The sequence below is a fragment of the Streptomyces sp. BBFR102 genome, from assembly GCF_051397025.1.
Classification (GTDB): Bacteria; Actinomycetota; Actinomycetes; order Streptomycetales; family Streptomycetaceae; genus Streptomyces.
The window spans coordinates 2604808-2624835 of record NZ_CP195757.1 but is presented as its reverse complement, the minus strand read 5'-3'; the positions used below and the strand labels follow the sequence as shown (position 1 = coordinate 2624835).

Annotated in this window: 17 protein-coding genes; 8 read left to right on the top strand and 9 right to left on the bottom strand. The window is 73.3% G+C overall.

The features are described 5' to 3' along the window. Nucleotides 1-29 precede the first annotated feature (29 nt). Nucleotides 30-1019 (bottom strand): ArsA family ATPase, encoded by a 990-nt coding sequence (locus ACSLIC_RS11640; RefSeq protein WP_436737605.1) that lies wholly within the window; start codon nucleotides 1017-1019, stop codon nucleotides 30-32. An 84-nt stretch (nucleotides 1020-1103) separates the two neighbouring features. On the opposite strand from ACSLIC_RS11640, the gene ACSLIC_RS11635 reads away from it, so the two are divergent. The 4 genes from ACSLIC_RS11635 (at nucleotide 1104) to ACSLIC_RS11620 (ending at nucleotide 3552) form a co-directional block, all read left to right on the top strand. Further along, entirely contained in the window at nucleotides 1104-1265 is a 162-nt protein-coding gene (locus ACSLIC_RS11635; RefSeq protein ID WP_100455342.1) for a hypothetical protein, read from the top strand. Beyond that, nucleotides 1262-1729, top strand: coding sequence for a RidA family protein (locus ACSLIC_RS11630; protein ID WP_436737604.1), 468 nt, complete (start codon nucleotides 1262-1264; stop codon nucleotides 1727-1729). Before ACSLIC_RS11635 ends, ACSLIC_RS11630 begins: the two co-directional genes overlap by 4 nt. Nucleotides 1730-1846: 117 nt before the next feature. Further along, on the top strand, nucleotides 1847-2737 hold the full coding sequence (locus ACSLIC_RS11625; protein ID WP_436737603.1) for an NUDIX hydrolase: 891 nt from the start codon (nucleotides 1847-1849) through the stop codon (nucleotides 2735-2737). Continuing rightward, on the top strand, nucleotides 2734-3552 hold the full coding sequence (locus ACSLIC_RS11620) for an MBL fold metallo-hydrolase (RefSeq protein WP_436737602.1): 819 nt from the start codon (nucleotides 2734-2736) through the stop codon (nucleotides 3550-3552). The genes ACSLIC_RS11625 and ACSLIC_RS11620 overlap by 4 nt, the downstream gene beginning before the upstream one ends. An 84-nt stretch (nucleotides 3553-3636) precedes the next feature. Here the strand turns inward: ACSLIC_RS11620 and ACSLIC_RS11615 are convergent, their stop codons facing one another. Next, nucleotides 3637-4311: a cyclic nucleotide-binding domain-containing protein gene (locus tag ACSLIC_RS11615; RefSeq protein ID WP_161304336.1), complete on the bottom strand. Its 675-nt coding sequence runs from the start codon at nucleotides 4309-4311 to the stop codon at nucleotides 3637-3639. 569 nt (nucleotides 4312-4880) lie between these two features. On the opposite strand from ACSLIC_RS11615, the gene nth reads away from it, so the two are divergent. The 3 genes from nth to ACSLIC_RS11600 all read left to right on the top strand — a co-directional run bounded on the left by nth (nucleotide 4881) and on the right by ACSLIC_RS11600 (nucleotide 8023). Further along, the gene (gene nth / locus ACSLIC_RS11610; protein ID WP_436737601.1) at nucleotides 4881-5795 is read left to right on the top strand and encodes an endonuclease III; all 915 of its coding nucleotides are present in this window, start codon (nucleotides 4881-4883) and stop codon (nucleotides 5793-5795) included. Between the two features lie 76 nt (nucleotides 5796-5871). After that, entirely contained in the window at nucleotides 5872-6603 is a 732-nt protein-coding gene (locus ACSLIC_RS11605; RefSeq protein WP_436737600.1) for an NUDIX hydrolase, read from the top strand. Between the two features lie 220 nt (nucleotides 6604-6823). After that, nucleotides 6824-8023 (top strand): MarP family serine protease, encoded by a 1200-nt coding sequence (locus ACSLIC_RS11600; protein WP_436737599.1) that lies wholly within the window; start codon nucleotides 6824-6826, stop codon nucleotides 8021-8023. Between the two features lie 147 nt (nucleotides 8024-8170). On the opposite strand, the gene ACSLIC_RS11595 is transcribed toward ACSLIC_RS11600, so the two are convergent. The 6 genes from ACSLIC_RS11595 to ACSLIC_RS11570 form a co-directional block, all read right to left on the bottom strand. Continuing rightward, nucleotides 8171-8359 (bottom strand): hypothetical protein, encoded by a 189-nt coding sequence (locus ACSLIC_RS11595; RefSeq protein ID WP_436737598.1) that lies wholly within the window; start codon nucleotides 8357-8359, stop codon nucleotides 8171-8173. Nucleotides 8360-8507: 148 nt separating this feature from the next. Further along, nucleotides 8508-9446: an alpha/beta fold hydrolase gene (locus tag ACSLIC_RS11590; protein ID WP_436737597.1), complete on the bottom strand. Its 939-nt coding sequence runs from the start codon at nucleotides 9444-9446 to the stop codon at nucleotides 8508-8510. Beyond that, nucleotides 9443-9985 carry a phage holin family protein gene (locus ACSLIC_RS11585; protein WP_436737596.1) on the bottom strand — a complete coding sequence of 181 codons (543 nt, stop codon included), beginning with the start codon at nucleotides 9983-9985 and terminating at the stop codon, nucleotides 9443-9445. Before ACSLIC_RS11585 ends, ACSLIC_RS11590 begins: the two co-directional genes overlap by 4 nt. Nucleotides 9986-10298: 313 nt before the next feature. Further along, entirely contained in the window at nucleotides 10299-11687 is a 1389-nt protein-coding gene (gene nhaA, locus ACSLIC_RS11580) for a Na+/H+ antiporter NhaA (protein WP_436737595.1), read from the bottom strand. 219 nt (nucleotides 11688-11906) lie between these two features. Further along, nucleotides 11907-13904, bottom strand: a complete 1998-nt coding sequence (acs, locus tag ACSLIC_RS11575; RefSeq protein ID WP_436737594.1) for an acetate--CoA ligase — start codon at nucleotides 13902-13904, stop codon at nucleotides 11907-11909. Nucleotides 13905-14226: 322 nt separating this feature from the next. Next, entirely contained in the window at nucleotides 14227-16605 is a 2379-nt protein-coding gene (locus ACSLIC_RS11570; RefSeq protein WP_436737593.1) for a SulP family inorganic anion transporter, read from the bottom strand. Nucleotides 16606-17640: 1035 nt separating this feature from the next. Between ACSLIC_RS11570 and ACSLIC_RS11565 the strand changes: the two genes are divergently transcribed. Further along, nucleotides 17641-18915, top strand: a complete 1275-nt coding sequence (locus tag ACSLIC_RS11565) for a hypothetical protein (RefSeq protein WP_436737592.1) — start codon at nucleotides 17641-17643, stop codon at nucleotides 18913-18915. A gap of 88 nt (nucleotides 18916-19003) precedes the next feature. Here ACSLIC_RS11565 and ACSLIC_RS11560 read toward each other — a convergent pair whose 3' ends face one another. Continuing rightward, nucleotides 19004-19990 carry an ATP-binding protein gene (locus ACSLIC_RS11560; RefSeq protein WP_436737591.1) on the bottom strand — a complete coding sequence of 329 codons (987 nt, stop codon included), beginning with the start codon at nucleotides 19988-19990 and terminating at the stop codon, nucleotides 19004-19006. Nucleotides 19991-20028: the final 38 nt, after the last annotated feature.

The window sequence follows — 20028 nt, the reverse complement described above, 5'->3', positions numbered from 1 at the left end:
AGGGTCCTCCTCGTTCCGGGGCCACCGGGTCAGGCCGTGGCCCCGACGCCCTGCTCGCGCAGGAGCGCCGACAGTTCGTAGACGCCGGCCAGGTCCATGCCCTCGGTGAGCAGCGGCAGCTCGTGCAGGGGGAGGCCGAGGCCGGTCAGGACGGAGCGCTGGGCACGCTCCAGGGTGTGCCGCTCGGCGTACTCGCCGGCCTGCACCAGGAGCGGGTCGACCAGACGCTCGGCCTTGCCGCCGCGGCGGGCGCCGCCGAGCCCCGCGGCGGAGAGCGCCTTGGCGACGGCGGTGTGCGAGGGGTCGCGGAGCGCGGTGCGCAGCGCGGCGTCGCCGAGCACGGCGGGGCGGACCATGTTGACCGCCACGCGGCCGACCGGCAGCCCGGCCCCGCGCAGCTCGGCGAGGCCGTCGGCGGTCTCCTGGACCGGCATCTCCTCCAACAGCGTGACCAGGTGGACCTCGGTCTGCGGGGACTTCAGGACTCCCATGACCGCCTGCGCCTGATGGTGTATCGGACCGATCCTGGCGAGGCCCGCGACCTCGTCGTTGACGTTGAGGAAGCGGGTGACGCGGCCGGTGGGCGGGGCGTCCATGACGACGTGGTCGTAGACGTACCGGCCCTTCCGGTCCTTGCGGCGGACCGCCTCGCACGCCTTGCCGGTGAGCAGGACGTCGCGCAGGCCGGGGGCGACGGTGGTGGCGAAGTCGATGGCGCCGAGCTTCTTCAGGGCCCGGCCGGCGCCGCCCAGCTTGTAGAACATCTGGAGGTAGTCCAGGAGGGCCAGCTCCGGGTCGATCGCCAGGGCGAACACCTCGCCGCCGCCGGGTGCCGCCGCGATCTTCCGCTCCTCGTAGGGCAGCGGCTCGGTCTCGAAGACCTGGGCGATGCCCTGCCGGCCCTCGACCTCGACCAGCAGGGTCCGCCGCCCCCGCGAGGCGAGGGCGAGCGCGAGTGCGGCGGCGACCGTCGTCTTGCCGGTCCCGCCCTTGCCGCTGACGACCTGGAGCCTGCTCACGCCGTCGAGCCTAACCACTGGGTGTCGCGGTACGCATGAGACCGCCCGCGCGGGGTGCGCCGGTGGAGCCGTTACAGTCGCCGTATGACCAAGAAATTCGAGTACGCGACGGTGCCGCTCCTCGTGCACGCGACCAAGCAGATCCTGGACACCTGGGGCGAGGACGGCTGGGAGCTGGTGCAGGTCGTGCCCGGTCCCAACCCCGAGCAGCTCGTCGCCTATCTCAAGCGCGAGAAGCAGGCGTGAGCGCGGTCGAGGCGCGCATCGCCGAGCTGGGGCTGACCCTGCCCGACGTGGTGCCGCCGCTCGCCTCGTACCAGCCCGCGGTGACCTCCGGGGCGTACGTGTACACCTCGGGCCAGCTGCCCATGGTGGACGGTGTCCTTCCGCTGACCGGCAAGGTCGGCGGCGAGGTGACGCCGGAGGACGCCAAGGACCTGGCGCGGGTCTGCGCGCTGAACGCCCTGGCCGCCGTGAAGTCGGTCGTCGGTGACCTGGACCGGATCGCCCGCGTGGTGAAGGTCACCGGTTTCGTCGCCTCGGCCCCGGACTTCACCGGGCAGCCCGCCGTGATCAACGGTGCCAGCGAACTCCTCGGCGAGGTCCTCGGCGACAAGGGCGTGCACGCCCGCAGTGCCGTCGGCGTGGCCGTCCTGCCGCTGGACGCCCCGGTCGAGGTGGAGATCCAGGTGGAGCTGGCCGCGGCCTGACCCTCGCTCCTCTCCGCACGCGTACGCGTCGTTCCCACGCGGGGAGCGGCGCGTTCCGCGTATCGGGGCCCGTCGGCGGCTCTCGAAGATTCGGGCCGCAGCGGATAGCCTCCGGCCATGGCGAACGGTCAGTGGTACCCGCCCGAGTGGCCCGCCCGCATCAGGGCCCTGGCCAGCGGCGAACTCACCCCGGCGACCCCCCGGCGGGCCGCCACGGTCATGCTCCTGCGCGACGAGCCCGACGGCTCGGGGCCCCGCGTCCACATGCTGCGAAGGCGCGCCTCGATGGCCTTCGCGGGCGGCGCGTACGCCTACCCGGGCGGCGGGGTCGACCCGCGCGACGACCGGCCCGTGCGGTGGGCCGGGCCCTCGCTGGAGAGCTGGGGCGAGCGCCTCGGGGTGAGCCCGGCCCAGGCGCAGGCGATCGTCTGTGCGGCGGTGCGGGAGACCTTCGAGGAGGCCGGGGTGCTGCTGGCCGGGCCGGACCCCGACCGGGTCGTCGCCGACACCACGGGCGCCCGGTGGGCCGCCGACCGGGCCGCGCTGGAGGCGCACGAGCTGTCGTTCGCCGACTTCCTCGACCGGCGCGGCCTCGTCCTGCGCTCCGACCTGCTCGCCGCCTGGGCGCGCTGGATCACCCCGGAGTTCGAGCCCCGCCGCTACGACACCTGGTTCTTCGCCGCCCGGCTCCCCGTCGGCCAGGTCACCGCCGAGACCTCCGGCGAGGCCGACCGCACCGAGTGGACCCGGCCCGCCGACGCCGCCGCCCGCTACGACCGGGGGGAGCTGCTGATGATGCCGCCCACCATCGCGACCCTGCGCGCGCTGCTGCCGTACGCGAGCACCGCCGAGGCCCTCGCGGGCGCCGCCGGGCAGGACCTCACCCCGGTGGTGGCCGAGGCCGAACTGCGCGGCGAGGAGATCGTGCTGACCTGGCCGGGGCACGCGGAGTTCACCCGGCACGTGCCGACCGGGCCACGCATACCGCTCCAGGAGCAGCAGTCATGACCGAAGCGGCCGCACTGCCCGGGCAGCCCCGGGGCGCCGTCGCCGGACCCGCCACGGTCCGCGCCCACAACGTCCTCGCGCCCAACCCCTCGGCGATGACGCTGGACGGCACCAACACCTGGCTGGTGGCCGAGCCCGACTCCGACCTGGCCGTGGTCATCGACCCGGGGCCGCTGGACGAGGGGCACCTGAAGGCCGTCGTCGCCACCGCCGAGGCGGCCGGGCGGCGGGTCGGGCTGACCCTGCTCACCCACGGCCACGCCGACCACGCCGAGGGCGCCGCCCGCTTCGCCGAGCTGACGGGGACCAAGGTGCGCGCACTCGACCCGGCGCTGCGGCTGGGCGACGAAGGGCTCGGCGCCGGGGACGTCGTCACCGTCGGCGGGCTGGAGCTGCGGGTGGTGCCGACGCCCGGGCACACCGCCGACTCGCTCAGCTTCCACCTGCCCGCCGACCGGGCCGTGCTGACCGGGGACACCGTGCTCGGGCGGGGCACCACGATGGTCTCCCACCCCGACGGGGGGCTCGGCGACTACCTCGACTCGCTGCGCCGGCTGCACTCGCTGACCACCGGCGACGGCGTCAGCACGGTCCTGCCGGGCCACGGCCCAGTCCTGGACGACGCGCAGGGGGCGCTGGAGTTCTACCTCCGCCACCGGGCCGCCCGCCTCGACCAGGTCAGGGCGGCGGTGGCGGCGGGGGTCACCGAACCGGGCGAGGTCGTCGCGCTCGTCTACGCGGCCGTCGACCGGAGCCTGTGGCCGGCGGCCGAGCTGTCGGTGCGGGCGCAGCTGGAGTATCTGCTGGGCGGCTGAGGGCCGGCCTGGCCCGGGCATGCCGAAGGGCCGGGCGGGTCGGCACCGGTCTCCGGCGCGGCCCCGCCCGGCCCTTCGGGTGGGTCAGCGCGAGCGCTTCGCCAGGCGCTCGACGTCGAGCAGGATGACCGCGCGGGCCTCCAGGCGCAGCCAGCCGCGGCCGGCGAAGTCCGCGAGGGCCTTGTTGACCGTCTCGCGGGAGGCGCCGACGAGCTGGGCCAGCTCCTCCTGGGTCAGGTCGTGCACGACGTGGATGCCTTCCTCGGACTGCACCCCGAAGCGCCGGGAGAGGTCCAGGAGGGCCCGGGCCACACGGCCGGGGACGTCGGAGAAGACCAGGTCGGACATCTGGTCGTTGGTCTTGCGCAGGCGCCGGGCGACGGCGCGCAGCAGGGCGGAAGCCACCTCGGGCCGGGCGTTGAGCCACGGCTGGAGGTCGCCGTGGCCCAGGCCGAGGAGCTTGACCTCGGTCAGGGCGCTGGCGGTGGCCGTGCGGGGGCCGGGGTCGAAGAGCGACAGCTCACCGATCAGCTCGCCGGGGCCGAGCACGGCCAGCATGTTCTCCCGGCCGTCGGGGGAAGTGCGGTGGAGCTTCACCTTGCCCTCGGTGACCACGTACAGGCGGTCGCCGGGGTCGCCTTCGTGGAACAGCGCGTCGCCACGGGCGAGGGTCACCTCGCTCATGGAGGCGCGGAGCTCCGCGGCCTGCTCGTCGTCGAGCGCCGCGAAGAGCGGCGCGCGCCGCAGAACATCGTCCACGAGTTCTCTCCTATGTCGACCTGCTCAGGGAACCGTGGTCCCCATTTTGCCGGACGGGTCAAACAGTGCGATCAATCACAAGGATGCCGGACGGGTGTGCCGTTCCGTGCGGCAGGGGGCGGATCGGAGGGTCTCGGGGCCCAGGTCCGGCCGTCCGGGTGACGGCCGGACAGGACCTGGAACCCTTGTGGGGAGCGGCTGGAGTGCAGGCCAGGGCGTTGTCGCGGGAGGGCACGGGCTGCCGTTGCGCTGTGGGCGAACACCTTCGATTCCGAGGGTATCGAAGGTAAAGGAACGGCAAAAAGGCCCCCTTTCGTCGATGCGTCCGATAGGCGGACGCGCGTCACCGAACGGCGCAACGCGGGCGCCGCGCAGGCGGCGTCCCGACCGCCGCCCGGACGGCCTACCCGCGTCCCGGCCGCGTACACGCACCGTCATCCCGTACGCACGTACGGGTGTGCGAGGAGGCGGGCGGTGCGGCGTGGTCGCGCAGGTGAGGAGCGGTGGCGGGAGTGGGGCTCTCGTGAGGTTCCCGCCCGGTGTCGGTCGTCCGGCGTAGCCTTCGTGCCATGGCGAAGAGCAACGGGCGCGAGCCCGCCGCGAAGAAGCCGGACGACGCCGCGAAGCCGCCCGTCGTGCGGGAGCCCGCGCCCCCGGCCGCGGCGAAGCGCGGCGCCTCCACGTCCGTGCAGGGGGCCGCGCTCGCCGGCCGGCCCTGGCGCGAGTCGCACCTGGCCATGGTGCGCAGAGCCCGCCGGATCAACCGCGAGCTGGCCGAGGTCTATCCGTACGCCCACCCGGAGCTGGACTTCGAGAACCCCTTCCAGCTCCTGGTCGCGACGGTCCTGTCGGCGCAGACCACGGACCTGAGGGTCAATCAGACGACGCCCGCGCTCTTCGCCAGGTACCCGACGCCCGAGGACCTGGCCGCGGCGCCGCCCGAGGAGCTGGAGGAGCTGATCCGGCCGACCGGGTTCTTCCGCGCCAAGGCCCGCTCACTGCTGGGCCTCTCGGCCGCGCTGCGGGACCGGTTCGACGGCGAGGTGCCGGGGAAGCTCGACGACCTGGTCTCGCTGCCCGGCGTCGGCCGCAAGACCGCCTTCGTCGTGCTGGGCAACGCCTTCGGCGTCCCCGGACTCACCGTCGACACCCACTTCGGCCGGCTGGTGCGCCGCTGGAAGTGGACCGAGGAGACCGACCCGGTGAAGGTCGAGGCGGCCGTCGCGGCGATTTTCCCGAAGAAGGACTGGACGATGCTCTCGCACCGCGTCATCTTCCACGGCCGCCGCATCTGCCACTCCCGCAAGCCCGCCTGCGGAGCCTGCCCGATCGCCGCCCTCTGCCCGTCGTACGGCGAGGGCGAGACCGACCCGGAGAAGGCGAAGAAGCTGCTGAAGTACGAGAAGGGCGGTCTCCCCGGCCAGCGCCTGAAGCCCCCGCCGGACTACCCGGGCCCGTCCGCTCCCGGACCGGGCACGCGATGACGGGCTTACCGGTGCGGCGCCGGTTGGAACGATCCGTGGTGCGCGCCGCGTTGTGCTCACAGAGACGGGGGTGCCGATGACCCAGACCGGCGGAATCGACCAGGGCGTCCACAGCGGCGTCCGCGAGGAGGAGCGCGAGGACCGCGTGACGGTGAGCGACGAGGGCCTGCCCGAGTGGCTGCGGCCGGTGGCGCACGTCGTGGACACGGTGCGTCCGCGCCAGCTCAGCAGCTACCTCCCGCCCGAGAGTGGCGCGGGCCGCCAGTCGGCGGTGCTGGTCCTCTTCGGCGAGGGGCGGCGCGGGCCCGAACTGCTGCTCATAGAGCGTGCCGCCAAGCTCCGCTCGCACGCCGGCCAGCCCTCCTTCCCCGGCGGCTCGCTCGACCCGGAGGACGGCGATCCGCTCACCACGGGCCCGCTGCGGGCCGCCCTGCGGGAGGCCGAGGAGGAGACCGGCCTCGACCCGCTGGGCGTCCAGCCGTTCGGCGTGCTGCCGAAGCTGTACATCCCGGTGAGCGGGTTCGTGGTGACCCCGGTGGTCGCCTGGTGGCGCGAACCGACCCCGGTCCGCGTCGTGGACCCGGGCGAGACGGCCCGCGTTTTCACCGTGCCGGTGGCCGACCTCACCGACCCGGCCAACCGCGCCACTGCCGTCCACCCGCTGGGCCACGCCGGTCCCGCCTTCCTGGTCGAGTCGGCCCTGGTCTGGGGGTTCACCGCCGGCGTGATCGACCGCATCCTGCACTACGCCGGCTGGGAGCAGCCCTGGGACCGTACGAAGCAGGTCACGCTCGACCGGCACGCATGACAAGGTGACGGGGGTGCGGCCGTCGGCGGACCCCGTCGGGTCCCGGCCGGTCGCGTGAGGAAGGGTGCGCGGTACGTCGCGGTGGCGGCGGGTGCCGCGTGTCCGGTGCCGCCGTGTGACCGAGCCCACGGAAGGCGGCGGCGTGTTCCGGTGCCGACCGGACAGCAGCTTCCAGGCAACGACCAGGTGCCCAGGCACGACGAAGGAGAGGGCGGATTCGGTGAACGTGCTGGACATCCTGCTGTTGATCGCCGCCGTGTGGTTCGCGGTGATCGGATACCGCCAGGGGTTCGTCATCGGCATCCTGTCGGTGATCGGCTTCCTCGGCGGCGGACTGGCCGCCGTGCTGCTGCTGCCCGTCCTCTGGGACGCCGTCACCGACGACGCCGAGGTCAGTACGGTCGCCGCCGTCGTCGCGGTCGTCATCGTCATCGTCTGCGCCTCGGTCGGCCAGGCCCTCACCACCCACCTCGGCAACAAGCTCCGCCGCCACATCACCTGGACCCCGGCCCGCGCGCTGGACGCCACCGGCGGCGCCGTGGTCAACGTCGTCGCCATGCTCCTCGTCGCCTGGCTGATCGGTGGACTCCTCGCCGGGACGACCCTGCCGACCGTCGGCAAGGAGGTGCGCGGCTCCAAGGTGCTCCAGGGCGTAGACCAGGCCCTGCCGGACCAGGCCGACACCTGGTTCGCCGGCTTCCGCTCGGTCCTCGCGCAGAACGGGTTCCCGCAGGTCTTCAGTCCGTTCGCCAACGAGCCGATCACCGACGTCCAGCCGCCCGACTCGGGCCTCGCCGCGAGCCCCGTGGCGCAGAAGGCGAAGCGGTCCATCGTCAAGGTCGTGGGCACCGCGCAGAGTTGCAACAAGGTTCTGGAGGGCACCGGCTTCGTCTTCGACGAGCGGCGCGTCATGACCAACGCCCACGTCGTCGGCGGCGTCGACGAGCCGACCGTCCAGGTCGGCGGCGAGGGCCGGCGCTACGACGCCACGGTCGTCCTCTACGACTGGGAGAAGGACATCGCCGTCCTGGACGTCCCCGAGCTCCAGGCGCCCGCCCTCGACTTCGCCTCCCAGGAGGCCGAGCGCGGCGACAGCGCGATCGTCGCGGGCTTCCCGGAGAACGGCGGGTACGACGTCCAAGCCGCCCGCATCCGCGGCCGCATCACCGCCGACGGGCCCGACATCTACCGCCGCGGCACCGTCAGCCGCGACGTCTTCTCGCTCTACGCCACCGTCCGCCAGGGCAACTCCGGCGGCCCGCTCCTCACCCCGAAGGGCGAGGTCTACGGCGTCATCTTCGCCAAGTCCCTGGACGACGAGGAAACGGGCTACGCCCTCACCGCCGACGAGGTCCGCGAGGACGTCCGCGAAGGCCGCCGGGCCAGCCAGCCGGTCTCCAGCGACGCCTGCGCCATGTAGGGCCCCGGGCCGGTGAACCCATGAGCAAGCCCGCCCTGTGTCGGGGGCGGGCTCGGTGGGGCGCGGGTGTCGGGTCGGGAAAGGGGTGTGTGCGGACGGAGGACCGTAGGCAGGTGCCTCGACGAGGCGGCCGGCCAGGAGGTCGGCTCAGTCGCGCGTGTGCCGCAGCCGCGCCGAGACCCAGCGGGCGCGGCGGCGGAGGATGCGGGGAATGCCGATCTCCCGGGAATCGGGATCGAGCCCCCGGTCCCGGAGGTCACCCCGGCGGCGCGTGCCCGGCGCTGCGGCCAGGCGGCGGTTGCGTGCTACGTCGTTGTAGTCGTGCGTCCAGCCCATACCCGGACGTGTGCCCGCCCCTCATGGTCGGTAATCGTGGCCGGGGCGCCCAATTGGCTTATGCGCGGGGCAAGTCACGCCGGAGTGAGCGGGTGTGCCGGGGAGCACGCATACACCCCGTGCGCGCCCCCGGTGGTCGCGCCGGTGGTCAGCGGTCGGGCTCGGGGTCCTTCAGCCAGCTGATCAGCTCGTGCGAGAACAGCTCCGGGTCCTCCTCGTGCGGGAAGTGGCCGAGCCCCTCGAAGAGCCGCCAGCGGTAGGGCGCCTCCACGTACTCCCCGGAACCGGCGGCGCTGCGGGTACGCATCACCGGGTCGAGCGCGCCGTGCAGGTGCAGCGTGGGGACGCGTACGGGCAGTTTCATGCGGCGGTTGAACTGGGCGCCGTCGGGCCGGGCCATGGAACGCACCAGCCAGCGGTACGGCTCGATCGAGCAGTGAGCCGTCGACGGGATGCCGATGGCCTGCCGATAGGTGTCGACCGCCTCGTCGTCGGGAAGCCTGGGCCCCGACCACTCGCGGATCAGCCGCCCGGTCAGCGCCGCCTCGTCCGCCACCAGCTGACGTTCCGGGACCCAGGGCCGCTGGAACCCCCAGATGTACGACCCGGCCCGGGTCTGCCGCAGGTCGGTCAGCATCGCCGAGCGCCAGCGGCGGGGGTGCGGCATCGAGGAGACCGCCAGCCGGCGCACCAGCTTGGGGCGCATCACTGCGGCGGTCCAGGCCAGGTACCCGCCGAGGTCGTGGCCTACCAGGGCGGCGTCCGGCTCGCCGAGGGAGCGGATGACGCCGGTGACGTCGAGGGCGAGGTTGGCGGGGTCGTAGCCGCGCGGGGTGCGGTCGCTGCCGCCGACCCCGCGCAGGTCCATCGCGACGGCCCGGTACCCGGCTTCGGCGAGCGCCGTCAGCTGGTGCCGCCAGCTCCACCAGAACTGGGGGAAGCCGTGCAGCAGCAGGACGAGCGGCCCCTCACCGACCTCGGCGATGTGGAAGCGCGCGCCGTTGGCCGCGACGTCCCGGTGGGTCCAGGGGCCGTCGGGGCGGATGATGGTCGCGGGTTGGGCCGGATGGGTGGCGGGGTCCGTCATGAGGACGAGCGTGCCACAGCCGCGCCTGACTCACCGTCCCGGTCGAGGTGGGCGCCCTTGGCCTCCACGGCGGCGGCCGGGTAGGGGCGGCCGGAGACGTCGGGCAGGGCGCCGGCCGGCTCCGGGCGGGGGTGCGGCTTGGCGTTCTGGAGGACGGCGGCCGTCTGCTTGGCGGAGGCCACGGTCTTCTGCGGGCCCTTGCCCTTCTTGGCCTTCTTCATGAAGACCAACGCGACCATGCCGAGCAGCCCTGCGACCACGACGTTGACGGCGAAGGACAGCAGGAAGCAGATCGCCATGTTCAGGCCGGTCCAGGTGCGGAAGCCGTAGGCGAGCGCGAAGCTCAGCATCGGCAGGGAGAAGATCAGCACCGTGAGCGCGGCGATACCGAGCGCACTGCCGACCAGGCCCCGCTGAACATCCCGCTTGAGCTGCTTCTTCGCCAGCGCGATCTCGTCGTGCACCAGCGCGGACAGCTCGGCGGTGGCCGAGGCCACCAGCTGGCCGAGGCTGCGGTCTGCGCCTACGGGTGCGCTCATCGCGATCTCCCTCTTCTCTCCCGGTGTCCCCACCGGCATCTCGTCCGACGTCCGCTCCGGCGTCTTCCGCTCCGGCCCGGCCGCACGGCGGTGGCCCCGGGGCCTGTCCCCGCGCGTTCCGGTTCTCTGTGGTTACTGCTCCGTCAGATCATGCCGGACGGCGGCGCCCCGCGCTTCCTCGCGGTGCGGGAGTCCGGCCCGCACACCAGCGGCGTACGCCCTGCCCTTTGCCCCGGCGCATCCCCGTCGGGGCGCGGAACATGCCTGTCCGGGCGGGAAACCCGCCGGAGCGGCCGTCCCCGGTGGCGGGCCGTCAGGCGCCGGACGGAGGGTTCGGCGTGTCGTCCGCCTCCAGGGCCTCGGCACGGGCCCGGTGCTCGGCGGCGAGCCGGGCGTGGTGCTCGGCGAGACGCCGGTGGTGGGCCGGGTCGTCCTCCTCGTCCACGTCGGGGACCGCGTTGCCGTCCTCGTCGCGCTCCTCGGCCAGCAGGAGTGTGCGGTACTTGGCGTTCCGCATCCGCAGCAGCACGGTGGCGAGCAGCGTCGCGGTGAGCGAGCCGACCAGCACGGACGCCTTGATCTCGTCGGCCAGCCCCGGGTCGTCGGCGAAGGCCAGCTCGCCGATGAGCAGGGAGACGGTGAAGCCGATCCCGGCCAGGGTGGCGACGGCGAAGACGTCCGGCCAGGCCAGATCGTCGCTGAGCGAGGCCCGGGTGAAGCGGGCGGTCAGCCAGGTGCCGCCGAAGATGCCGACGGCCTTGCCGACGACCAGGCCGAGGACGACGCCGAGCGTCTCCGGCCGGGTGAAGATGTCGGCCAGCGCACCGCCGGAGACCGAGACGCCCGCCGCGAACAGCGCGAAGAGCGGGACGGCGAGGCCCGCCGAGAGGGGGCGTACGAGATGCTCGACGTGCTCGCCCGGAGAGTGCGCCTCGCCCGCGCGAGGAGTGCAGCGGAGCATCAGGCCCATGGCGACACCGGCGATGGTGGCGTGGACGCCGCTGTTGTACATCAGCGCCCAGACGGTGACGGCGAGGGGCACGTACACGTACCAGCCGCGTACGCCGATGCGCAGGAGGAGCCAGAAGAGGGCGAGGGCGGCGACGGCGCCGCCGAGCGCCGGGAAGTTCAGGTCGCTGGTGAAGAAGACGGCGATGATCAGGATGGCGAAGAGGTCGTCGACCACGGCGAGGGTCAGCAGGAAGGCGCGGAGCGCCGAGGGCAGCGAGGTGCCGAGGACCGCGAGGACGGCCAGCGCGAAGGCGATGTCGGTGGCGGTCGGGACCGCCCAGCCGGTGAGCGCGCCACCACCGGCCACGTTGACGACGACGTAGACGAGCGCGGGGGCGATCATGCCGCAGACGGCCGCGATCACCGGGAGCAGGGCGCGGCGCGGGTCGCGCAGCTCGCCCGCGACCAGTTCCCGCTTCAGCTCGACGCCCGCGACGAAGAAGAAGACGGCGAGCAGACCGTCGGCCGCCCAGTGTCCGACGGACAGGTCGAGACCGAGCACGGCCGGGCCGAGGTGGAAGTCGCGGACCGCCGCGTAGCTGCCGGAGGCGGTGTTGGCCCAGATCAGGGCGGCGACGGCGGCGGCGAGCAGCAGCATCCCGCCGACCGTCTCGGTCCGCAGGGCGTCGGCGAGGCGCAGGCGTTCGCGCAGCGGCGGGCGCGTGAAGGCGGCGGAGGTGGTGCCGGGCATGGGGAGGGGCCCTTCGTCGAAGTCCGGGTACGGCTGCGGTGGCATCGTCGCGATGCCGTGCCGACCAGACTTCCCGGCGTCCCCTCTGCGGTTGTCCCCGCTCCCGGGGCGCGAGCCGATGAGAGCGGTGCCGTCACCCTACCGGGTGAACGGTGGACGCACCGGGACCCGGCCGCGCTGGACGCGCCGCCGGGTCCCGGTGCTGCGCCGGTGGTGGACTCAGTCGTCGGACGAGGCGCTCGGAAGCTGCGTCTGGATGAGGTCCATCACGGAGGAGTCGGTGAGCGTGGTGACGTCGCCCAGCTCGCGGTTCTCCGCGACGTCCCGCAGCAGGCGGCGCATGATCTTGCCGGAGCGGGTCTTCGGCAGCTCCGCCACCGGCAGGATGCGCTTCGGCTTGGCGATCGGGCCGAGCGCGGAGCCGACGTGGTCGCGCAGTTCGGCGACGAGGCCCTCGTCCTCGGAGGCGGTGCCGCGCAGGATGACGAAGGCGACGATGGCCTGGCCGGTGGTCTCGTCGGCGGCGCCGACCACGGCGGCCTCGGCGACCTTGGGGTGCGAGACCAGGGCCGACTCGACCTCGGTGGTGGAGATGTTGTGGCCGGAGACGAGCATGACGTCGTCCACCCGGCCGAGCAGCCAGATGTCGCCGTCGTCGTCCTTCTTGGCGCCGTCCCCGGCGAAGTACCGCTCGGGGAAGCGCGACCAGTAGGTGTCGAGGAACCGCTGGTCATCGCCCCAGACCGTGCGGAGCATCGACGGCCACGGCTCGGTCAGGACCAGGTAGCCGCCGCCACCGTCCGGCACCTCGTTGGCCTCGTCGTCCACGACGGTCGCGGCGATGCCGGGCAGCGGGACCTGCGCGGAGCCGGGCTTGGTCTCGGTGACGCCGGGCAGCGGCGCGATCATCATGGCGCCGGTCTCGGTCTGCCACCAGGTGTCGACGATCGGGCAGCGGTCGCCGCCGATGTTCTTGCGGTACCACATCCACGCCTCGGGGTTGATCGGCTCACCGACCGAGCCGAGCACCCGCAGGCTGGAGAGGTCGTACTTGGCGGGGATGTCGTCGCCCCACTTCATGAACGTCCGGATGGCGGTCGGCGCCGTGTAGAGCAGCGTCACGCCGTACTTCTGGACGATCTCCCAGAACCGGCCCTGGTGCGGGGTGTCCGGGGTGCCCTCGTACATCACCTGGGTGGCGCCGTTGGCCAGCGGTCCGTAGGTGATGTACGAGTGGCCGGTGACCCAGCCGATGTCGGCCGTGCACCAGTAGACGTCGGTTTCCGGCTTGAGGTCGAAGACGGCGTGGTGGGTGTAGGCCGTCTGGGTCAGGTAGCCGCCGGAGGTGTGCAGGATGCCCTTGGGCTTCCCCGTCGTGCCCGAGGTGTACAGGATGAAGAGGGGCTGCTCGGCGTCGAACGCCTCGGGGGTGTGCTCGGCCGACTGGCGGCCCGTGACCTCGTGCCACCACTGGTCGCGGCCCTCGGTCCAGGCGACGTCCTGCCCGGTGCGGCGCACCACGAGGACGTGCTCGACGGAGTCGAAGCGGCCCACCGCGTCGTCCACGGCCGGCTTCAGCGCGGAGGGCTTGCCCCGGCGGTAGCCGCCGTCGGCGGTGATGACGACCTTGGCGTCGGCGTCGGCGATCCGCGCGGCGATGGCGTCGGCCGAGAAGCCGCCGAAGACCACGGAGTGGGCGGCGCCGATCCGGGCGCAGGCCAGCATCGCGACGACGGCCTCGGGGATCATCGGCAGGTAGACCGCGACCCGGTCGCCCTGCCGCACACCCAGCTCGGTGAGGGCGTTGGCCGCGCGGGAGACCTCGTCCTTCAGCTCCGCGTAGGTGATGGCCCGGCTGTCGCCCGGCTCGCCCTCGAAGTGGATGGCGACCCGGTCGCCGTTGCCCGCCTCGACGTGGCGGTCCACGCAGTTGTACGCGACGTTCAGCTTGCCGTCGGCGAACCACTTGGCGAACGGCGGGTTCGACCAGTCCAGCGTCTCGGTCGGCTCGGTCTCCCAGGTCAGGCGGCGGGCCTGCTCGGCCCAGAAGCCGAGCCGGTCAGCCTTGGCCTGTTCGTACGCCTCCGCGGTGACGTTCGCGGTGGCCGCCAGCTCGGCGGGGGGCGCGAACCTCCTCTCCTCGCGAAGAAGGTTGGCCAGGCTTTCGTTGCTCACGACATCTCCCTTTCCCAGGGTGTCCGTTGTGTCCCAGGCCACAGCTCATCATCCGCGGGCCCCAGGTGACAAGGGGTGTCGGCGAATTGGTTTAGACCTGTGTGCGTGGTCGACGTGCGGTACGCGGTACGGCCCCCGCCCGCGCAGGGGGTACTTCCTGACACGGGCCGAGGGCGCGTCGGGTTCAACCGGGCCGGGCCCTGACCTGGGCGGGTGTCCCGCCCGGCCGGCGGGCCCGGTCCCGCCGAACGGTGCCGGGCGCGTACCCCCGCCGCCGGCCGCGTATCCGCGAACCGCCGGGAAGCGGTTCGGCCCGGCGGCCGGGGCCGCCCGTCTTCACCCGGGCGGCCCCGGCTCCACCGGCTCAGCGCGCCGCGTTCGCCGCCTCGCCGAGCGGGACCCCGTGCGGGCCGCCTGGCGCGGGGGACGCCGGCACGCGGTCGAACAGGTCCAGCGAGGGGGACAGCAGGTACGCCTGGGCCTCCCCGACGTCGAAGTACATGCCCTGGAGCATGAGCGTGCCCTCGGCCAGCCGGCGGGCCACGGCCTCGTGCGCCCGCAGGTGCCCCAGCTGCTGGACGACGTTGACCAGGCAGAGCCGTTCGGCGATGTCGGCGGGGGGCCGGCCCTTCAAGGTGGCCCAGGTGCCTCCTTCGGCGGCCATCCGGTCCAGGCTGGGCAGGCCGTGCCGCAGCCAGCGGCCGAGCGGCGTCGCCGGTTCGCCTTCCGCCCGAGGAGCGTTGAGCAGCGCCTGCATCGCGCCGCAGCCGGAGTGGCCGCAGATGGTGATCGAGCCGACCTTCAGCACGTCGACCGCGTACTCGATGGCCGCCCCCACCGAGTCGTCCGCCGACTCGGTGCCCGGGACCGGGACCAGATTGCCCACGTTCCGGACGGTGAAGAGGTCGCCGGGGCCGCTGGAGGTGATCATGCTGGTGACCAGCCGCGAGTCGGAGCAGGTCAGGAAGAGCTGGGCGGGCCGCTGCCCCTCGCGGGCCAGTCTCGCCAGCTCGCCCCGCACGTGGGGTGCGGTGTCGCGCTGGAAGGCACCGAGGCCGTCGGCCAGTTGGTGCACACGGACCGGGGCGGACGGGCCACCGGGCAGCAGGGTCGCGGCGGGTTCCCCGCAGTGGTGGTTGCGCCACGGGGTCCACGGGCGGCAGCAGGAGTGGGAGGGGGACGCGGGCTCGGCGATCCTGGCCCCCGCCCGGCCGGTCATCTCGACCTCGCCGCCCTGGGTGGTGTGGGTGGTCTGCCAGTCCTGGAGCGCCTCGTAGGCGGCGTGGTCCATGAACGAGCTGTCGAGTTCCACCACGGCCCGGCTGCCGCGCGGCACCTGGTGCAGGGCGCGGGTGAGCCGGGGCACCGCGAGGAAGGTCAACTGGCCGCGCACCCGGACGTGGTGGGTGCCGGCCGCGTCGCGGTGGGTGATTCCGGTCCTGGTCAACCGGTGCAGGGCGACCGCCACGGCGACGGCGATGCCGAGGGCGACGCCCTCCAGGACGCCGAAGAGGACCACGCCGAGCGTGGTCACCACGTAGACGGCGATCTCGCGGTGCCGGGTCACGGTGCGGATGTGGTTGAGGCTCACCATCTGCACGCCGACCGCTGCCACCAGGGAGGCGAGCGCCGCCAGCGGGATCAGGTCCAGCACGGGGACGAGCAGCAGCGCGGCCACGATCACCCAGAGGCCGTGCAGCATGGTGGAGGCCCGGCTGACCGCGCCGGCGGCGACATTGGCCGAACTGCGGACGGCGACGCCGGAGACGGGCAGGCCGCCGAGAGCGCCCGAGACGACGTTGGCGGTGCCCTGGCCGACCAGTTCGCGGTCCAGGTGCGAGCGGGGGATGCGGGAGTCGTTCCCGGGGCGGGCGCTGATCAGCTTGTCCACGGCGACCGCGCCGAGCAGCGACTGCACGCTGGTCACCAGGGTGACGGCGACGACGGCGGTGACCAGCCCGGTCACCGGGCCGGTCGGGAAGCCGGCCAGCGCGTGGCTGCTCCACGACGGCAGGTCGACCCGGGGCAGGCTCATCCCCGCGAGCTGTGCGGCGGCGGTGGCGCCGACGATGGCGACCAGCGGGGCGGGGAGGACCTCGGCGAGCCGCGCGCCCCGGCCGGGCAGGCGCGGCCAGGCCAGCAGCAGCCCCAGGGTGAGCGCGCTGACCAGGACGGCCTCGGGCTGCACGGCGGCGAGTTGGGCGGGCAGGGCGCGGAGGTTGTCGACGACCGAGCTGTCCGGGGTGCCGCCGAGCACGATGTGCACCTGGGCGACGGCGATGGTGAGGCCGATGCCGGCCAGCATCCCGTGGACGATGGCGGGGCTGACGGCGAGCGCGGACCGGGCGACCCGCAGCGCGGCGAGGCCGATCTGGGCGAATCCGGCGAGCACGGTGATGGCGCAGGTGGTCCGCCAGCCGTACTGGACGATGAGGTCGGCGGTGACCACGGTGAGACCGGCGGCGGGGCCGCTGACCTGGAGGGGGGAGCCGCCGACCCGCCCGGCGATCAGCCCGCCGCAGGCGGCGGCCACCAGCCCGGCCTGGAGCGGGGCGCCGGTGGCCAGGGCGATGCCCAGGGAGAGCGGCAGGGAGATCAGGAAGACCGCGACGGAGGCGGAGAGATCGGCACCGCTGACGCGGAACCGGCCGCCGCCCGGCGGCCCGTGCGGCTCCTGCTCCCGGGAGGGCGGCGACAGGTCCGCCGTGTCGTGGGGGTTGATGGTGGAGGTGGAGGAGGTCATGGACCGTCCCTTCATAGGTGCTTCCTCATGTGGTGCCGTCCTCGGCGTGGCGTCCGCGCCGGGCCCGGGTGGGGGCCGTCGGCCGGATGAGGGGCTGGGCCCCGGTTCGTACTGGTCGTTCATCGGTCGCTGCTACCGCCTGTCTCCATGTCGTCGGTTCCTGTCGTGTGCCGGCGTGTTGCCGCGCCGCCGGCCGGGGGGATGGGGCCGCCGCGCCGCCGGTGTCGTCGCTCCACCTGTGCTGTCGTCCCCCCGCCGCTGCGCGCGCGTGCCGCCCGTCCGGCCACCGAGCGCTGACCGCCGCCGGATTCCGCCGTCGCCGCGGTACGCCGAGGGCGGGTGCTGGTGGGCAGGACCATGAGTGCCGGTCCGGAGCCCTCGGGCGCGCTCGTACGTGTCCTGTGGTGGTGCCGGGAGCGGACCGCCCGCCCCGGCGCTGAGGATCTCCGGCCCCTGGATGGGGACCGGAGCCGGCCTGTGACCCCTGGTACGGCCGCCCGGCGACCCAGCCGGGCGGAACCCGTGTGACGACCGCCCACCTCGGGCGGCGCCGGCCTCGCCCCGGCGCCCCGGGCGCGGCCGGGAGGCATGGGGCGGGGGAAACGCTGCGGACCACCACCGCCGGCCGCCGGACCGTGTCCTGGGCTCCGGGGTGGGTGCGGGCCGGCCCCGGACGGGCAGTGGCTGAGGGAGGCGGGGTGGGGTCCGTGGCGCGGAACGGTGTCGCGGTGCGGGCGACGACGCCGGGGTCTGACTCACGCATCGATCAACTCTGAGCAAACGAATCGTAATGCAGAGTAAAGAGAAGGGTAGGGCAAAAGCCGTAAATGGGGGATTGATTCACCCGCGAGAGCGAATAGTGGGCTTATATGCGGCCTTGTCATGGCTTGGCCGGAACCTGCCCGTGCGACCTTGACGGCGCATGCGGCTGGGCCTGGAGGTCCCGGCGGCCCCGGGGTCGGAACCCTCCCCGGCGGCGCGCCGGACGAGCGCGGGCGAGCCGGAGACCCCGACCCAAGGAAGAGGTGTGCCGAGATGGCCGCCACCAGGAGGATCACCGTCGGCATCGTCACCGCAGCGGTCTGCGCGGCGGGGCTGGCGGGCTGCGGTACGGAGCGCGGTACCGGCGCCGGACGGGAACCCGGCGGCAAGGCGACCCCCGCCCCGGCTCCGGAGAACGCCGTACGTCTCATCGGCGACGGCTCCACCGCCCACACCGGCGCCCAGCCGCTCCAGCCGCGCCCCCAGCGGCTGAAGCCCGGCCAGAAGCCGCCGCAGTTCGTCGTCTTCTCGTGGGACGGCGCCGGCGAGGACAGTCAGAAGCTGTTCTCGCACTTCCGCAAGGTCGGCAAGGCCAACAACGCGACCATGACCTACTTCCTCAGCGGCGTCTATCTGCTGCCGGAGGAGCTGAAGGAGAAGTACCAGGCGCCGCAGCACGGTCCGGGCCGTTCCGACATCGGCTTCAACGACCGCGAGGGCATCGCCGACACCGTCCGCGAGGTCCGCGGCGCGTGGCTGGAGGGCAACGAGATCGGTACCCACTTCAACGGGCACTTCTGCGGTCCCGAGGGCGGGGTCGGCACCTGGTCCGTCGGTGAGTGGAAGAGCGAGATCGCCCAGGCCAAGAGCTTCGTCAAGACCTGGAAGTCGCACAGCGGCCTCAAGGAGGCCGAACCGCTCCCCTTCGACTACGACAAGGAGCTGATCGGCGCCCGCACCCCCTGCCTCGAAGGCCAGGAGAACTTCGTCAAGGCCGCCGCCGACCTCGGCTTCCGGTACGACTCCAGCGGGGTCGGCAACCAGGTCTGGCCCGGCAGGAAGGAGGGGCTGTGGGACATCCCGCTCCAGCTCGTGCCGTTGCCCGGGCGCGATTTCGAGACGCTCTCCATGGACTACAACTTCATGGTCAACCAGTCCGGGACCGCCACCCAGGGCGACCCGGCCATGCACGACACCTGGGGCGACCAGCTGCGTGACGGCCTGATCCAGGCGTACGACCGCGCCTACCAGGGCAACCGGGCGCCGCTGATCATCGGCAACCACTTCGAGTCCTGGAACGGCGGCACCTACATGCGCGCCATCGAGGAAACGATCGAGCACGTCTGCGCCAAGCCCGAGACGCGCTGTGTCTCCTTCCGCCAGCTCGTCGACTGGCTGGACGCCCAGGACCCGGAGGTCCTCGCCCGGCTCCGCGACCTGAAGGTCGGCAAGGAGCCCACGGAGGGGTGGGAGAAGTTCCCGGCGAAGGCCCCGGCCGCGCCGGCCAAGTCCGGCGGCTCCGGCAAGGACCGGGCCGAGGGCGCGTAGCCGGGCCCGTGCCCGGGGCGGCTCAGGCGGACCCTGGTCGTACGCGACGAGGGTCCGCCGGGTGCGCACGACCGGGCCTGCCCGCCGGTCAGCCGGGCAGGGCGAGGACGGTGTCCTCGCTGAGGGTGAACTCGGGGTCGATCTGCGCGGCCAGGTCGGCCCCGGTCCGCTCGTTCCCCCAGCTCTCCGCGTTCTTCCGGTGGAAGTGGACCATCTGCCGGGTGTACCGCTCCCAGTCGCGCTGCCCGTACGCCGCGTCCGCGGTGGCCAGCAGCGTCTCCAGCGCGGCGCGGTTCTCCGCCTCCAGCGCGCCGAAGTGCGGCGGACGCCCCTTCTCCATCGCCCGGACCCAGTTCGAGTGCCCCACCGTCACCAGCAGGTCGTCGCCGACCTCCGCGCGCAGGAACTCCAGGTCGTCCGGGCCCTGCACCTTGTTGCCGACGACGCGCAGGGCGACGCCGTAGTCCCGGGCGTACTCGCGGTACTGGCGGTACACCGACACGCCCTTGCGGGTCGGCTCGGCGACCAGGAAGGTCATGTCGAAGCGGGTGAACATGCCCGAGGCGAACGAGTCCGACCCCGCCGTCATGTCCACCACCACGTACTCGCCGGCGCCGTCGACCAGGTGGTTGAGGCAGAGCTCCACCGCGCCGACCTTGGAGTGGTAGCAGGCCACCCCGAGGTCCGATTCGGTGAACGGGCCGGTCGCCATCAGCCGGACCTCGCCGCCGTCCAGCCGCACCGGACGGGCGCAGGCCGCGTAGAGGGGATTCTCCTCGTCCACCCGCAGCAGGCGGGAGCCGCGGCCCGGCGGGGTGGTCTTGATCATGGTCTCGGCGGAGGTGATGCGGGGGTTGTCGCCGCGCAGGTACTCCTTGATGAGCGGTAGGTGGCCGCCCATCGGGGGCAGCGCGGCGGCCTCGGCGTCGTCCAGTCCGAGAGCGGGGCCGAGGTGCTGGTTGATGTCGGCGTCCACGGCGACGACGGGCGCGCCGGTGGTGGCCAGGTGGCGGATGAACAGGGAGGACAGCGTGGTCTTGCCGCTGCCGCCCTTCCCAACGAAACCGATCTTCATGTTCACCTAGCGTAGTGCGGCAGGCGCACCGCGTGTCG